We start from the raw sequence: 15680 nt of genomic DNA, 5'->3' as shown, positions 1-15680 counted from the left end.
TTGTCCTTTACAAATGACCAATGACTAATGACTAATGACCAATGACCAATGACTAATGACCAATGACCAATGACTAACCGCTCTCGCGCTCTAGGATATATTGGGACTGAATTCGTTGTATCACCTGGTTGTCAACAGCTTCTTTTGCCATCCGAATTGCATTAAAAATTGAAGGAGCTTGTGAGCTACCGTGGCCGATAAAACAGACTCCTGCCACGCCTAACAACAAGGCACCACCGTGTTCTGCATGATCCATTCGCTGTTTAACCCGCTTCAGGTTTGGTTTTAAGAATGCTGAACCGATTTGACCATGCAATCCTTGGGGTAATTCTTCCCGCAGAATTTGCAGAATCACTTCTCCGACGGCTTCGGCAAATTTTAATAATACATTGCCGACAAATCCATCGCAGACAATCACATCAAAGCGACCGGAAAGCACATCACGCCCTTCGGCATTGCCAATAAAATTAATTTGGGAATTTTCGCGTAGCAGTTGGTGGGCACGGACGGCTGCATCATTGCCTTTGGAGTCTTCTTCACCGATATTCAGCAAACCCACTTTAGGCTCGGTTGTACCCAAGACGTACTGACTGTAAGCCGATCCCATGACGGCAAACTGCTCTAAAAATTTGGGGCGGCAATCTACATTTGCCCCAACGTCAAGTACCAGCACTGGCTTACCAGCAACAATCGTGGGAAAAACTGTCCCTATGGCTGGGCGATCAATTCCTGGCAATCGTCCTAACCGGAGTAAAGCTGATGCCATAGCTGCCCCAGAGTGTCCGGCAGAAAATACGGCATCTGCTTGCTGCTGCTTGACCAAATCCATGGCCACATTAATAGAAGCCTTGCGTTTGCGTCTAACTGCGTTTAAAGGCTCCTCATCCATTGCGATCGCGTCCTCAGCAGGAACGATCTCCATCTGCCCTAAACTTGTTTTTGGTGGCAAGGCAGCTTCTATTTGTTGGGGATCACCAACCAACAATATATCTACACCCAATTCTTCCCGTGCTCGCAATGCGCCAGCAACGATTTCACCGGGTGCGTGATCCCCTCCCATTGCGTCAATTGCGATCCTTACGCGAGTCGATCTCATTGCTAAGAGCTTCTAGAAACCTTACAAATTTTACCAGATGGCTTTGCCGAAAAAGCTTAACTTTCTGACCGCCAAATTATTTCTGTTACTATTGCAACAATTTTTACTGGCAAGCTCAAGATAGCACGAATTTGGGTATTGGGGATTGGGGACTGGGGATTGGGCATGGGGCATTGGGCATGGGGCATTGGGAAAGAGAAGGCAGGAGGTACAAGGCAGAAGTTGTTGATTTTTGATTTTTGAATTGATTGCTCCCTCATCTCCCCAGTCACCAATCCCCAATCCCCAGTCCCTAGTCCCCAGTCCCTATTCCCCAGCACCCAGTACCCAATCAACTAGCGTCCTAACGCCGTAGCCAGTTGCCCCTGTGCTGTTGTAGCCATTTTCTTTATCTGCCCACACTGGGCCAGCAATATCTAAATGTGCCCAAGGGGTTTCTTTAACGAATTGTTTGAGGAAAAGGGAAGCGGTAATAGCACCACCTGGACGCGGGCCTGTATTTTTCATGTCCGCAATCCCAGACTTTAGCCCTTCAAAATATTTTTCTTCCATTGGCATCCGCCAAATCTTTTCCCCTGAACTTTGGGCAGCTTTCTCGATCTGGGAAGCGACAGCATCATCGGGAGTGTACAATCCCGCAATATCATCACCCAAGGCAATGACGTTAGCACCAGTCAAGGTGGCTAAATCAACGATCGCATCTAATCCCAATTTGTCGGCATACACCAAGGCGTCTGCTAGGGTTAAACGTCCTTCAGCATCGGTGTTGTTCACTTCGATTGTTTTGCCGTTTGATGCTGTGAGAATGTCTCCAGGACGCATGGCGCGACCGCTAATCATGTTTTCAGCTACCGCCGAGATAAAGTGAACCTCAACATTTGGCTTAATTTGAGCAATTGCTTTTGCCGCGCCCAAGGTAGCAGCTGCACCGCCCATATCCATTTTCATGGTTTCGATGCCGCTACCAGCACCTTTAATGTTGAGTCCACCGGAATCGAAGGTTACACCTTTGCCAATAATTGCTAGTTTCTTTTTGGGTGTACCTTCTGGTTTGTAAGTCAGGTGAATGAATTTAGGTGGCAATTCGGAAGCTTGCGCTACTCCCAAAAAAGCACCCATACCCAACTTTTCACAGTCTTCTTTTTCTAGAATTTCTACTTGTAAACCATACTCTTTTGCGATCGCTTGAGCAGTTTCGGCCAAAGTAATTGGTGTTACTGCGTTAGCTGGCGCTGCTACTAACTGTCGTGCCAAATTTACCCCAGAAACGATTTGATTAGCGCGGGTGATGGCTGCTTCTTGTCCACCGAATCCTAGTAAATCTACGGTTTCTATTTGTGAACCTTTCTCTTCTGGCTCTGATTTAAAGCGAATATCTTGGTAAAGCGCTAATTCGACACCTTCTGCGATCGCTTGGGCACTAGCGGCTGGGTCGTTGTTCCACAATGGAAAACTAAATCCCAGAATTTTGCTTTTTTGCTTTTTTCCTACCCTGGCTACAGCAGCAGCAGCGCGTCGCAGAGTGTCGAGTTTTAGTGCATCTGGTTTTCCTAAACCTACGATAATCAATTTACGCACTGGGCTATCAGCATTTACACGGGTGAAGATTGCACTGTTAGCTTTTCCTTTAAATTCTTCTTCTGTAATTAGTTCTTTTAAAACCCCAGAAAACTTTTGATCTAAAGTTGCCAGTTCTCCGGTTAACTCTACTGCATCTTCAAATAATCCAATTGCCAAACTATCGCCTGCCCACTCTAGCAAAGGCTTATCACTAAGTTGAATTGTCATTTTGGGATTTTGTGTAAATATTCCTTCCTGTACCAGTATTGCTCAAAATTCTTGTTTCATGGTATTGGGCATAGGGAATTGGGCATTGGGCATTGGGGAGCAGGGATCAGTGGCTATAATTTAGCAAATTGGTATAAATAGGACTTGTAAGAGAGTCTTTGATACTCGTTAATCCACCTCGGAACTCCGTTAATGAGTCTTTGATACTCGTTAATCCACCTCAGAACTCCATTAATGAGTCTTTGATACTCGTTAATCCACCTCAGAACTCCATTAACGAGTCTTTGATACTCATTAATCCACCTCAGAACTCCATTAATGAGTCTTTGATACTCGTTAATGAAGCGATGAACTGTACTTTATTTATTTCCTACCCCATGCCCAATGCCCAATGCCCAATTCCCTATGCCCCAATTGTATTTGTGTCAATGTCAAATTTGCTGGCGATCGCTGAGATTATTTCTTGCTCAATTGGTGTAGTGTGATTGTCAGCCTGGGCAATTTTGTAACATTGAGCTAGCAAAGGTATGGCAAAATCACGATTTAGCTGATTGAGCAGTACGTCTAAAGGTTGAGGTGATTTGATATTTTGGGCAATGGCATCCAAGGACTTAGGACTGATGTTTACAGCTTTTAATTCTGGCAAAATTTCTTCCCAAGTCTTTTCTGGATGACTGGCTAGGATCATGTGGACTAAGATTTGATCCATGAGAGTTTGTTGAGCGATCGCACTTTCGAGATACTTTTCGCTTTCGGCTTTTAAGGTTGCCAATGTCTCTGGCGATTCGAGGGATGTTGATTCATCCAGCTTGGCTTCGTAGAATCGACAAGCAGCATACCCCAATGAATAGATCATTGTCGCATTTGAACTAGCTCCGATCACTGCACCAGCAAAAGGTACATTTCGCAGCAACCCTAATCCAGCAGCTTTTAATAAACGGCCTCCACCCAAAGCCAAACCAAAAATTGCCAAAACTTCACCTTTCCGGGTAGGATCTTTTAAATCTAGCCCATAGTCAGATGCAATCTCATAAATCATTTCTGATTGCAATTTTGTTGTTGCTGTTAAATCAATTGCCAACAATGCAACTGCTACTCCTGGCAAAATACTAGTTGCTAGTCCAACAGTGCCAGCTTTAGTTGCTTTTTCCAGCATGATTCGGTGAGCAATCTGGCTAGTTGATTCATTGGGATACTTTTGCTTTAGCTTCTTTACCGCCGCTTCTGCTTTTTCCAAATCAACAATGTCAGTACTACCAATTAGCCAGTTGAGATTTAACACTCCAGATACTTTTCTAATCAGCCAATTTCCGCTGAGGTGGTTCACAAACTGACCACTAGTTTGAGTTGTTTGCTCAATTAACTTGTGTGTTTGTTTTGCGGTGGCTTCTCCCACACCTACTACTGTTTCTAAAACTGCCATGCCAGTGTCAGCAACAGTTTTAACGAAAGACTCTAATATAGATGGTTCATTTTCTACTGATGATTGAGCCTGAATTCCGACTTTTGAAGTTTCTGTAGGTGAATTACCTGATTTTTTCACTTCTATTTCTTGGGGTTTGTCTGCCATTCTTTGACACCATTCTCTAAAGCCTCTCTCTTTCTTTTAGCGAATCCTGAACGGCTCTACATCCCTCTATAAACATAATTATCAGTTTCAGATTAACTATTTTCTTGTTTTAAAAACTGTGTTAATCCATCAAAAATAGGAACATACTCTCAGAGGATGTTTTAAAAGTGGTTGGTTGTAATTTTAGGCACTTGTTGATCCCCCCAACCCCCCTTTTTAAGGCTATGGTGTACACACAAGTCAAATTACCCCCCTTAATCCCCCCTTGCAAAGCTATCCATTATAAACATCTTTCTTAACAGAAAATTGGACAAAAGCCAGAGATTGTGTATTGTCTATACGAAGAGCCGGAAGCATCGCAAAGTCAGCAAATGGAACAATGGATCACACAGGAACTAGAAAGAACCGAATTAGGTGACACCAGAAGAACCAAACGGTTAATCAAAATAGTCGAAAATTTAAGTGCGAAACCGGAAGCCAGTGTTTTGCAAGCAAGTGAAACATGGGCGCAAACGAAAGCCACCTATGACTTCTGGGATTCACCGTACATCAAACCATCCATGATTAGACAAGGACATATCGATGCGACAGTAGAGCGAATTACCCAACATAGAGTAGTCTTGGCAATACAAGATACCACAGAACTTAACTACACCAGCCACAAAGCTCTATCGGGAACAGGATATCTCGATAGTTCTTATGCCAAAGGGTTAAAAGTCCACTCAGTCTTCACTGTCTCCCCACAGGGAATACCATTGGGCATCATCGAGCAAGATGTGTGGTCAAGAAACGAAGAAGAACTAGGAAAATCTGAACAAAGGAAACAAAAACCGACAAAAGAAAAAAGAAAGTCAAAGATGGCTTGATGCTTTGAAAAAAACTGACTCAATCATTCCCGAATCAGTACAAGTAGTGACGATTGCTGACCGAGAAGCCGATTTTTATGACTTATTTGCTGATGCTCGTCGTCCTGGGTCAGATTTTCTGATTCGAGCTACTCAAAATCGCTGTCTAGTTGGCAGTGAGCAGCATTTATGGTCAACTTTAGAGTCTGTTGAGTCGGTTGGCACAATGACAGTAGAGGTAAAACGCTCTGCGACTCAAACGCCAAGAACAGCCATCTTGAAGATTCGTCATGCCACAATTACCATTGCACCACCGCAGAATCGCCCCAAAACAGAACTTCTAGCACTTTAGGTGACATTGCAGGCTATTTTAGTCACAGAAGTTGAGCCACCACCAGAGATCGAGCCGATTACCTGGTTACTGCTGACTACCTTAGAGATTACCTGTCTGGAAGATGTTCAGCTGTATGTGCGATGGTATAGTTATCGCTGGTTGATTGAACGTTATCACTATGTTTTAAAAAGTGGCTGTGGCATTGAGAAGTTACAACTCGAAACTGCCCACAGAATCGAGATGGCTTTGGCTACCTACAGTATCGTTGCTTGGCGTTTGCTGTGGCTGACTTACTTAGCTCGTTTTCAGCCTGATGCTAGTTGTGAACTAGTTTTAGCCACTCATGAGTGGCAAGTCCTCTACACCACTATTCATCATCAACTTTATCCTCATACTACACCACCGACTCTGGCTCAAGTGGTCAATTGGATTGCTCGACTTGGTGGGTTTTTAGGTCGCAAAAGCGATGGCTCTCCAGGTGTAAAAGTTCTCTGGCGTGGATTAAGTCGATTACATGATCTGGTTGAGGGTTGGCTGCTTTGCCAGTCTTTCAATAATTAATTATTGCTCCATCCTATCGTCGGTTTCTGCGGTGTTTTCCTTCTTCCACTACCGATAATTAGTTTTTTACACCAAAGTTGCCATGCGAAAATTTCACTTTTTCAAACTCTGTTGATTCTCGTGCCCATTTTCTCCTGTCACTTGTGATTTTTTGGCTTCCATCCTTCCCTACATAACTACTCTTTTTTGTCAATGTTCTTATTAAGAAAGATGTTTATAATGGATAGCTTGCAAAGGGGGGAAATAGAAAATCCAGTTCCCTCCCCTTTGCAAGGGGAGGGTTAGGGTGGGGTAAAACCTTGGTTAATCAGCGATTTCAGACTTGTGTGTACACCATAAGATGCAAAGGGGGGAAATAGAATAATCCAGTTCCCTCCCCTTTGCAACTACCGTGTATACACAAGTCCATCCAGAGCGAGTTTCCAGCCGATAAAGATGGATTCAAATTGTCTTAAACCATGAACAAGGGTAGGCATTCCAGGAGGCCTACCAGAGGTATAACCAGACCATCCACCAAGTCGAGCAATGATCCAAGTAGCCCAGGGCAAACAACCCCGTGGATAAGGATTTTGTAATTTTTTGGTATCGCCTTCAACAGAAGATTGAAGTCCTAATAAGCATTGCTGCTGCTTTTGACAAAAGGTAAGCTCGGCAGAAAGTTGAGTATTATCGCGTCCCTCAACCATTTGTAAGGTTCGCACGGCTACGGACAAAGCAAGGATTGTTAGGCGTTGAATTGCAATACTAGACTCTAACTGAGTCGCTTCGATATTCAATCCAGCTTTTTTGAGAGTGGCAAAAAGTTGTTCAATCTTCCATCGCCATCCGTACCACTTAATGACTCGCAGTGCCTGTTCCAAGCAGACAACAACGTGAGTTGTCAGCAACCGCCAATGAATCGGTTCTTGTCCTGCGGGTGGTTGGACTTCCAGAGCTTCAACAGCAAAAAGGGTAACACTAGGAGGATAGCCAAAAACGCCTAATTTATCGGGGCGTTGAATCTCAACTTGTCCACAACGAACAATAAGCATTGCTTCTCTTGGCATTCGCTTTCGACGTGAGTCTGCGGGAACGTTAATTATATAAGTACCTTCACAAGGCTGCTGACTTAAGTAGTCGAATAGTGATTCAGACCGCCCTAACAATCGACGATCTTGGCAAGCTCTTATCAGTAAATGATTGTTTTTATTGGGTACAGTTGCAAATTCCTCAAATAAATCCGATTCGCGGTCGCCAATATGAGTTACCATTTTTGCTCCACCCACTTCAAAGCATCGCTTACTACTTTCTGCCGATGCTAACCATTTGTAAGATTCTTTCTCCTCAATTGGTAAATTTTGATAGTCACGAGTTATGTTTATCTGCATGGTTTATAGCTCGGCTCCACAGTTTTACTGTGCTTAACCCCAGTGGAAATCCACTCTCACCATCTAATACCAATGTTGGATGGATATAAAACCCGACATCTGTGTTATTGCCTACTACTCCTAATCCTGGCGGTGACAGCCTACCTGCATGAGACTGCAAGTTAATCTCGCTAGTATCGCTAATCGCTAATACGTGTCGTTTTGCCAGATGAAACTCGCAATCATCCGAAAGGCTACGTACTAGTTCTGATAGTGTTACGTTTTCATTCTCCAAAAACCGATAATAACCCATCTGTTCTGCCCAATTTCGACTTATTTGCCGGATATTTATCGATTGGTGCTTACGAATCGCCTCGTATAATGCTGCCCCCTTTTTATCAGCCTTGGGTCTCCAAATGCCGTTCCTGGTGTCGTCGAAGCGTGAATTAAGATTGGATTATCCATAGTTTTTGCTTCTCAAAAATCCTCTGCACCTACTTTACATCCGACTTGTGTATACACGGTAGCCTTTTTTAAGGGGGGTTAGGGTGGGGTAATTCGACAGACTGGTTGTGATTCTATAACTTGTGTATACACGTAGCCTTAAAAAAGGGGCAAAGTCTCTAAAAGTCCCCCAATTTATCGGGGGATTTAGGGGGATCTAAAACGTTTTGCTACCGACCAGAGGACTTTTAGAACATCCTCAAATCCCTGTGTTTGATCTAAGAAGACAATGAAAACAGAGGCAAACCACCAGCATCAGATGAGAAACGCGGATAGAAATATCCCAATTTGATGCGATCGCACCTTACCCTATCCTCTCACCTCTAACCCGGTACTGATATCAGCATTACTTTCTAAAAATTCGTTATCCTTAAGAATTTCATAGAGATTAGTATCTTGCTCTAGCAAGCAAGCATGTCCACAATGGGGCAATACCACAATCTTGTTATTTGGTAGGATATTCCCTATGCGCTTCACTTCAGTTACAGAAGGCAAAAGGCGATCGCTACCACCGGCAATTAGCATAACTGGTTGAGTTAAGCGACTTAATTGTTCCTCATCAATCTGAAACTCTCGCAGTAAAGACAATCGCCAAAGAACGGTTTCTGATGGTACAGAACGCATAGTTTTCAGCAAATCATGGCGATCGCTCCGGGAAATGCGTGGCAAAGATGCGAGAAATGGCAACAACCCCAGTGCGCCAACATCATACAATCCTGATGGCACTAAGTAAGTTAGTTGGGATGCCCAATGCAACCAAGGGCGAAGCTGAAAGGATGAAGCTGGGTTAATTAGGATAATTCGCTTAAATAAGTGAGGTGCTTGGATTGCTACTTTCATTGCCAAGCAACCACCAAAGGACTCACCACACAGATAAACTGCTCTCTGAGAACTTTTTTCTAATTCTGCGTGGATCAAGTCCAGTACACTTTTAGTTAGCACATCCCAAGTGGTAAGGTCTTGACGGGGAATCGCCAAACTGCGGACATCGAAGCCAGTTTCTAATCCAGTGGTTTGCGATCGCAATAGTTGACCTGTTCCATCCATTCCTGGCAAATATACCAATAGGGGATACTCTGGCTGTACTCGTTCAGGAGTCAGGAAACAAGGCTTTAACTCAACTTCAGAGATAGTCATTAGTCATTGGTCAGTAGTCAATGGTCATTTGTTAATGGTATAAAACTTTTGAACTGTTGATTGTTCGGACGATCCAAAATCCCAAATCGAACGGCTCTAATAGCAACCTTGGCGCAGTAAATTACTAATTTCATCATGACAGTGTTCTGTCAGTTCAGCCACAACAGTTCTGGCTTGTTTGCCATGATATTTTTTATGATGTTGGGGCGTAATCCAATAAGGACGACCGATTAACACTGCAACCCGACGATAAATTACCAAAGGATGCCAACCACTTTGGTTAAATAAAGGTTCTGAGGGGTCAAATACACTCAAAAGCCTTAGTGGAAAGCCATTCGTGTTTACCTCTTCTAAGGAGGCGATCGCGATCGGCAAAATCGCTAAATCCTGCACATTCCCTCGCAATGCCAAATGGGCAAATCCCCGCTGAAACTCACCCACCTGGTTTGGCTGAGTAAATTTCACCATTGGTTCAGTCCCTTCTGGAAATACTCCCACCATCTGCTTGGACTGCAATAGCAACTGCGACTGCGAAAAAAAGCTTTGTTGGCGGTTTTGAGTCTTCTCCAAGGGAAAACACCCCAATTGTCCGGTGACAATCTCCCGCATGACTGGCACTTGTCCCATATAGTGATGGCAAGCAAAGCGAATCGGATTCGATAACGCCGCCATTAAAATTAGTGCATCCATAAAGCTGCGGTGATTGCTAACTACCAACACGCTGGCATCCTGGGGAATGCGGTCTTCGTAATAGCGAAACATTTGCGTTGAGAATGCCGCCACCAAAGCGCGAGAAATCTCTAGGGGGCTATTTCGACTCATACCTAATCAATATATTTTTCCGGTAAATATGGCAGCTTATCTTAATTTAATTTTTACATTTCTTTACTATTGCCATGACCGTCTTAAGATAGAAATATCTAATCGACAAAAGCAAATAGATTTTTCACGTTCTCAATTATGTATTCTTGATCACAAGAATTTCTAATAGAAAGTATTCAAAAACATTATGATTAGTTAATTTTCATCTTTTAGGCAAAAATTATCAGAATTGATGCATATTACAAAACAATTATTGACCTAATAAATTTGCTAGTATGAAGATGTTATTGGAAAAAATAGGAATTTTATTGTATAATTGCGTGGTTTTGCCGCTGAAAGCTAAGGTGTAAAACGTTTTAATAAGTTAATTTTTATTTTGTATGAATCTAGTGAATAAAAAAGAATTGACATTTGCACTAACAACACCCCTGTATTATGTAAATGATGTTCCCCATATAGGCAGTGCTTATACGACGATCGCAGCAGATGTCGTTGCGCGATTTCACAGGCTGCTGGGGCATCAGGTATTACTGATTACAGGTACAGATGAACATGGGCAAAAAATTCAGCGATCGGCAGAAAGTTTAGGCAAAGCACCACAAGAGTTTTGCGATGAAATTGTCCCTAGCTTTGTGAGTTTATGGCAGTTACTAGACATTCAATACGATCGCTTTAGTCGGACTACTGCACCTCGTCATGAAGCGATCGTCAAAGAATTCTTTGAGCGAGTCTGGGAATCTGGTGATATCTACCAGGGACAACAACAAGGCTGGTATTGCGTATCCTGCGAAGAATTCAAAGAAGAACGGGATCTATTAGAAGGACACCGTTGCCCAATTCATACTAACAAAGAAGTAGAGTGGCGAGACGAACAAAACTATTTTTTCCGCTTATCCAAATATCAAACAAAGCTGACAGAATTTTACCAATCTAGACCAGATTTTATTCAACCAGAAAGTCGGCGCAATGAAGTTCTCAGCTTTGTCAATCAAGGACTGCAAGACTTTTCCATTTCACGAGTGAATTTAGATTGGGGTTTTCCCGTACCAGTTGATCCCAAGCACACCCTTTATGTTTGGTTTGATGCGCTGCTAGGTTATGTCACAGCATTACTAGAACCAGATGCAGAACCGACTTTAGCAAATGCTTTAGAAACATGGTGGCCAATCAACCTGCACCTAATTGGTAAAGATATTCTCCGCTTCCATGCAGTTTATTGGCCCGCAATGCTGTTGTCGGCTGGCTTACCCTTGCCAGAGCGAGTATTTGGGCATGGCTTTTTGACCAAAGATGGGCAGAAGATGGGCAAAAGTCTGGGTAATACCCTTGATCCTATTGCGTTAGTTCAGCGCTATGGTAGTGATGCCGTTCGTTATTACTTCCTTAAGGAAATCGAATTTGGCAAAGATGGAGATTTTAATGAAGTAAGGTTCATTAATGTTTTGAATGCAGATTTGGCAAATGATTTAGGTAATTTGCTCAATCGCACCTTGAACATGGTGAAGAAATACTGCGCCCAGAATAAAGTCCCATCAATCGGGAATGAAGCGATTCCTGACGAAAATCCTTTGAAAGCAATTGGTTTACGTCTAGGGGAACAGGTGAAACAAGCATACCAAGAGCTAGCTTTCAGTCAAGCCTGTGGGTCTATCCTTTCACTGGTGCAAGCCAGTAATAAGTTTATTGATGAACAAGCTCCTTGGTCATTATATAAACAGGGACAGCAGGAATCGGTGGAAAAAGTTCTCTACGCAGTTCTAGAATCAGTTAGACTAGCAGCTTATCTGCTATCCCCAATTATTCCGAACATCAGTAGCGATATTTATCAGCAGCTGGGCTTCGGAGTGAACTTTAACGATCAAATACAGAGTTCAGTTACTGCTCCTTTTTCTATTCATGCTATATGGGGAATACTATCCAGTAAACAAGAGTTGGGTACACCCAAACCTATTTTTAAGCGAATAGAACCCCCGAAAAACGATTAGTCCTTATCAAAGTCTGATTTTGTTCAATCTCTTATTTTCTCAAAAAATTTATCGGGGCTGAACTTAAATTAGCCCCGGAACATTATCATAAGCCGCTGTGACTAGCATCTAAAAGTTGGTAATTTGTATCAAAAATAACAGGGATAAAAATTGAGGTATCACAATGATGTTGAATAATTTGGAAAACGATTCGATCTTTACGCCAGAACAAGTTTTGGAGAATCGGGGTAGAGTTGCCATATTTATAGATGGCTCAAATTTATTTTACGCTGCACTGCAACTAGGAATCGAAATTGATTACACCAAGCTATTGTGCCGATTAACTGGAGGTTCCAGACTGCTGCGTTCTTTTTTCTACACTGGTGTAGACCGGACAAACGAGAAGCAACAGGGTTTTCTGCTGTGGATGCGTCGCAATGGCTATCGAGTCATTGCTAAGGATTTAGTCCAGCTACCAGATGGTTCTAAAAAAGCTAACCTGGATGTAGAAATAGCAGTCGATATGATGGCACTAGTAGATTCTTATGATACCGCAGTTTTAGTCAGCGGTGATGGGGATTTAGCTTATGCAGTTAATTCAGTGAGCTATCGTGGCGTGCGGGTAGAAGTAGTGAGCTTGCGTTCGATGACCAGTGACAGCTTAATTAATGTAAGCGATCGCTACATCGATTTAGAAGCCATCAAAGAGGATATTCAAAAAACCCCTCGCCAAAGTTATCCATACCGGCCTTTATCTGGCATCGGTTTTTTGGAAGACCCCAGAACTAGTGATGGACACCTAGAAATCCAAGAATAATGGCGTATAAATTTCATCAAAAGGGGAGATGGGGCAAGAGAAAAATTCAAAATTTCTCCTCCACTCCCTCTTTTCTTATTTTACCTTTGACCTTTTGTTTGGTATTTGGTTTAGTTGCCTGCGGAGGAAAATCTCCCTCTGTTTCCCAAGAAAAAACTGCGGATTCATCTAATCCAGATAGCGATTTGACTTTCTTTGATGTCACCCTAGAACAAGCAGATGAAGTGGGACGACCAATTTGGAAAGTCAGGGCTAAAACCGCAAAATACACCAAAGAAAAACAAATTGGTCAGGCTGAAAGTCCTTATGGTGAACTATACCAAGATGGTAAAGTAGTTTACCAAATCAAAGCAGATGTTGCAGACATTGAGCAAGATGGGAAGCAGCTGTTTCTTAAGGGGAAAATACTTGCCACAGATCCTAGTAATGGAATTGTGTTGCAAGGTAATGAATTAGAATGGCGTCCCCAAGAAGATTTGTTGATTGTCCGCAACCAGATTAACGGCACTCATAAACAACTAAAAGCAGTGGCGCAGGAAGCGCGAGTTAAAACCCGCGAACAGCGGATGGAATTTTCTGGAGGGGTAGTAGCAAATTCTGCTGATCCCCAGTTACAAGTCAGAACCGAGCATTTGATCTGGAATATTAAAGAAGAAAAACTGATTGGCGATCGCCCCATAGAAATTGATCGCTACAAAGATAATAAAATTAGCGATCGCGGCAAAGGAAATTCTGCCGAAGTCAACTTAAAAACAAAAATTGCCACTGTCCAGAAAAATGCTCAACTAGAATTACTAGACCCACCACTGCAAATAGCTAGTAACTCTATGACCTGGAACATGAACACAGAAACTGTCACCACAAATTCGCCCACGCGAATGTTCCAGCGTGCCGAAAATGTCACAGTGACAGCTAATCAAGGTGAAATGAAAATACCGCAAAAAACCGTTTATTTAAAAGGTAACGTCAACGCCGTTGGCCAGCGTCGCCAGTCTTTGAGATCCAATACACTAACTTGGTATCTAGACAAGAAGTTAGTTGAAGCTCAGGGAAATGTGCTTTATCGGCAAGTTGACCCACAATTAAATTTTGCGGGTGAAACAGCCGTTGGTAATCTGCAAACAGAAAATATTGTTGTCAAAGGTGGCAGTCCTAGCGGTAGGGTCGTAACGGAGATTATTCCCCAAGAAAGAGCCAATCGTCAGTAGTAGAGTTCAGGGCATGGGGGATTGTTTATAGTAGTTATTCTCAATCTCCCTCATCTCCCTATTCTCCCTATTTCCCCATTCATAAATTTTGGTCGAGTACTAGGCTAGGATTTTAGTACTACAAGTCCTTTGATAACCCATGAATGGATCAAACAGATTAGGTGAGGAATCCTTGCCAACACCCCAGCAAGTAGAACATTCCCACCATCACGATACAGAGCAAGAGCAGACAGATCCAACTCATGGGGTTGGAAAGTCTGCTCATCCTCACGTCCATAGTGAAGAATCTCTACGGCGAATTGTCAATCGATTATCGCGTATAGAAGGACATGTTCGTGGTATTAAGGCAATGGTGCAGCAAAGTACCCCTTGTCCTGATGTTCTACTGCAAATTGCCGCAGTGCGGGGCGCATTAGATCGGGTTGCACGAATTGTTTTGGATGAACATTTAACCGAGTGCATTGGTAGAGCCGCACAAGAAGGTAATATTGACGTTGAAATTAAACAGTTAAAAGCTGCTTTAGATCGATTTTTACCTTAAAAATTAAAAAAATAATGTAGGATACATTCGCTATTCAATAGTGCATCATGATATTCACCTCAGCAATATCATGTTGCGAACTTGTAGACAACCTATTTTAATAGACTTTCTCTCCTTCTACCTCGTTTCTTCCTATAAAAAGGAACGAGAAAAAAACCTTACTCCATAATACCAATTCTTTATGAAGACGCATAAAAATAACCCTACCACCTGCGGCACCTCCCCTTGGCAAGGGGAGGTTGGGAGGGGTCAAAATAATATGCAGCTTCACAGAGAATTGGTATAAGATAACATGCTGTGCAGCAAAGATGGTTTTTAACTAGAATATGGTCATAAAAAATTATCAATTTTACTATTCTTTCATGGGCAACCCAGAAAAACCACTGATTATTTTTCTGCATGGTTTCATGGGTAATATAGATGAATTTGATGAAGCTATAAAATTACTATCTGATGAATTTTCTTATTTAACAATTGATCTCCCTGGACATGGCAAAACCCAAGTTTTGGCCGGGGATGATTACTATACAATGACAAATACTGCCCATGCTTTAATCAACTTGCTGGATGAGTTAAAAATTGCCAAATGCTTTTTAGTTGGTTATTCAATGGGTGGAAGATTAGCTTTATATCTTACCCTGAATTTTCCAGAACGTTTTTATAAAGTTGTACTAGAGTCAGCTTCCCCAGGTTTGCCAACAGAAGCAGAACGATTAGAACGCATTAAACTTGATACGCAAATAGGTAGAAAGGTAATAAGAAGTTTTGAAAAAAACGATTTTGCCGCTTTTTTATCAAATTGGTATGAGCAGCCGATTTTTGCTTGTATAAAAAATCATCCAGAATACGATCGCATGGTAGAAAGTAGGTTGCAGAACAATCCCCAGGAATTAGATAAATCACTGCGCTTTATGGGTACTGGATACCAACCTTCTTTATGGGAAAAGCTAAAAGATAATACAATTCCTATTCTCTTATTAGTTGGTCAATATGATAAAAAATTTATATCTATTAATGCAGAAATGGCTAAAAGATGTGAATTTGCCCAGATGAAAATAATTGATGATGCTGGACATAATATCCACTTTGAAAATACCTTGGCATTTGTGGAAAATATCAAATATTTTTTGTCCGCAGCAAGTTAAAA

General features: G+C 42.3%; 11 protein-coding genes and 3 pseudogenes. 7 read left to right on the top strand and 7 right to left on the bottom strand.

What is annotated here, in order from left to right:
• Positions 1 to 73: 73 nt before the first annotated feature.
• The 3 genes from plsX to HUN01_RS27540 all read right to left on the bottom strand — a co-directional run bounded on the left by plsX (position 74) and on the right by HUN01_RS27540 (position 4454).
• Positions 74 to 1096, bottom strand: coding sequence for a phosphate acyltransferase PlsX (plsX, locus tag HUN01_RS27550; protein ID WP_181928816.1), 1023 nt, complete (start codon positions 1094 to 1096; stop codon positions 74 to 76).
• Positions 1097 to 1402: 306 nt separating this feature from the next.
• Positions 1403 to 2884: a leucyl aminopeptidase gene (locus tag HUN01_RS27545; protein ID WP_181928815.1), complete on the bottom strand. Its 1482-nt coding sequence runs from the start codon at positions 2882 to 2884 to the stop codon at positions 1403 to 1405.
• A gap of 403 nt (positions 2885 to 3287) precedes the next feature.
• Entirely contained in the window at positions 3288 to 4454 is a 1167-nt protein-coding gene (locus HUN01_RS27540) for an EcsC family protein (RefSeq protein WP_181928814.1), read from the bottom strand.
• A gap of 371 nt (positions 4455 to 4825) precedes the next feature.
• Here HUN01_RS27540 and HUN01_RS27535 point away from each other — a divergent pair.
• A pseudogene (locus HUN01_RS27535) lies at positions 4826 to 6194 on the top strand (IS4 family transposase).
• A gap of 386 nt (positions 6195 to 6580) precedes the next feature.
• Here the strand turns inward: HUN01_RS27535 and HUN01_RS27530 are convergent.
• The 3 genes and pseudogenes from HUN01_RS27530 to HUN01_RS27520 all read right to left on the bottom strand — a co-directional run bounded on the left by HUN01_RS27530 (position 6581) and on the right by HUN01_RS27520 (position 10003).
• Positions 6581 to 7910, bottom strand: a pseudogene (locus HUN01_RS27530) (IS4 family transposase).
• Between the two features lie 443 nt (positions 7911 to 8353).
• The gene (locus tag HUN01_RS27525) at positions 8354 to 9181 is read right to left on the bottom strand and encodes an alpha/beta fold hydrolase (RefSeq protein WP_181928813.1); all 828 of its coding nucleotides are present in this window, start codon (positions 9179 to 9181) and stop codon (positions 8354 to 8356) included.
• A gap of 96 nt (positions 9182 to 9277) precedes the next feature.
• On the bottom strand, positions 9278 to 10003 hold the full coding sequence (locus tag HUN01_RS27520; RefSeq protein WP_181928812.1) for a lysophospholipid acyltransferase family protein: 726 nt from the start codon (positions 10001 to 10003) through the stop codon (positions 9278 to 9280).
• Positions 10004 to 10383: 380 nt separating this feature from the next.
• Between HUN01_RS27520 and metG the strand changes: the two genes are divergently transcribed.
• Positions 10384 to 11988, top strand: coding sequence for a methionine--tRNA ligase (gene metG, locus HUN01_RS27515; RefSeq protein WP_181928811.1), 1605 nt, complete (start codon positions 10384 to 10386; stop codon positions 11986 to 11988).
• Positions 11989 to 12154: 166 nt separating this feature from the next.
• Positions 12155 to 12784: a LabA-like NYN domain-containing protein gene (locus HUN01_RS27510; RefSeq protein ID WP_094348455.1), complete on the top strand. Its 630-nt coding sequence runs from the start codon at positions 12155 to 12157 to the stop codon at positions 12782 to 12784.
• A 46-nt stretch (positions 12785 to 12830) separates the two neighbouring features.
• On the opposite strand, the gene HUN01_RS36685 is transcribed toward HUN01_RS27510, so the two are convergent.
• Positions 12831 to 12989 (bottom strand): AlpA family phage regulatory protein, encoded by a 159-nt coding sequence (locus tag HUN01_RS36685; RefSeq protein WP_420832749.1) that lies wholly within the window; start codon positions 12987 to 12989, stop codon positions 12831 to 12833.
• On the opposite strand from HUN01_RS36685, the pseudogene lptC (HUN01_RS36680) reads away from it, so the two are divergent.
• From lptC (HUN01_RS36680) to menH, 4 genes and pseudogenes are all read left to right on the top strand, one after another.
• Positions 12919 to 13200 (top strand): annotated as a pseudogene (gene lptC / locus HUN01_RS36680) (LPS export ABC transporter periplasmic protein LptC); the annotation flags it as partial. The gene HUN01_RS36685 and the pseudogene lptC (HUN01_RS36680) sit on opposite strands and share 71 nt — an antisense overlap.
• Positions 13201 to 13350: 150 nt before the next feature.
• The gene (gene lptC / locus HUN01_RS36675; RefSeq protein WP_420832820.1) at positions 13351 to 13992 is read left to right on the top strand and encodes an LPS export ABC transporter periplasmic protein LptC; all 642 of its coding nucleotides are present in this window, start codon (positions 13351 to 13353) and stop codon (positions 13990 to 13992) included.
• 139 nt (positions 13993 to 14131) lie between these two features.
• Positions 14132 to 14533, top strand: a complete 402-nt coding sequence (locus tag HUN01_RS27500; RefSeq protein WP_181928809.1) for a metal-sensing transcriptional repressor — start codon at positions 14132 to 14134, stop codon at positions 14531 to 14533.
• Positions 14534 to 14859: 326 nt separating this feature from the next.
• Positions 14860 to 15678, top strand: coding sequence for a 2-succinyl-6-hydroxy-2,4-cyclohexadiene-1-carboxylate synthase (gene menH, locus HUN01_RS27495; RefSeq protein WP_181928808.1), 819 nt, complete (start codon positions 14860 to 14862; stop codon positions 15676 to 15678).
• Positions 15679 to 15680: the final 2 nt, after the last annotated feature.

The organism is Nostoc edaphicum CCNP1411 (assembly GCF_014023275.1).
In the GTDB taxonomy this organism is placed as follows: Bacteria; Cyanobacteriota; Cyanobacteriia; order Cyanobacteriales; family Nostocaceae; genus Nostoc; species Nostoc edaphicum_A.
This window is presented reverse-complemented; position numbering and strand designations above follow the sequence as displayed.

What these genes read in the sequence shown, in the direction of transcription:
- plsX (WP_181928816.1), bottom strand. Translation starts at nt 1,096, where the DNA reads ATGAGATCGACTCGCGTAAGGATCGCAATTGACGCAATGGGAGGGGAT.
- HUN01_RS27545 (WP_181928815.1), bottom strand. Translation starts at nt 2,884, where the DNA reads ATGACAATTCAACTTAGTGATAAGCCTTTGCTAGAGTGGGCAGGCGAT.
- HUN01_RS27540 (WP_181928814.1), bottom strand. Translation starts at nt 4,454, where the DNA reads ATGGCAGACAAACCCCAAGAAATAGAAGTGAAAAAATCAGGTAATTCA.
- HUN01_RS27525 (WP_181928813.1), bottom strand. Translation starts at nt 9,181, where the DNA reads ATGACTATCTCTGAAGTTGAGTTAAAGCCTTGTTTCCTGACTCCTGAA.
- HUN01_RS27520 (WP_181928812.1), bottom strand. Translation starts at nt 10,003, where the DNA reads ATGAGTCGAAATAGCCCCCTAGAGATTTCTCGCGCTTTGGTGGCGGCA.
- metG (WP_181928811.1), top strand. Translation starts at nt 10,384, where the DNA reads ATGAATCTAGTGAATAAAAAAGAATTGACATTTGCACTAACAACACCC.
- HUN01_RS27510 (WP_094348455.1), top strand. Translation starts at nt 12,155, where the DNA reads ATGTTGAATAATTTGGAAAACGATTCGATCTTTACGCCAGAACAAGTT.
- lptC (WP_420832820.1), top strand. Translation starts at nt 13,351, where the DNA reads ATGGAATTTTCTGGAGGGGTAGTAGCAAATTCTGCTGATCCCCAGTTA.
- HUN01_RS27500 (WP_181928809.1), top strand. Translation starts at nt 14,132, where the DNA reads ATGAATGGATCAAACAGATTAGGTGAGGAATCCTTGCCAACACCCCAG.
- menH (WP_181928808.1), top strand. Translation starts at nt 14,860, where the DNA reads ATGGTCATAAAAAATTATCAATTTTACTATTCTTTCATGGGCAACCCA.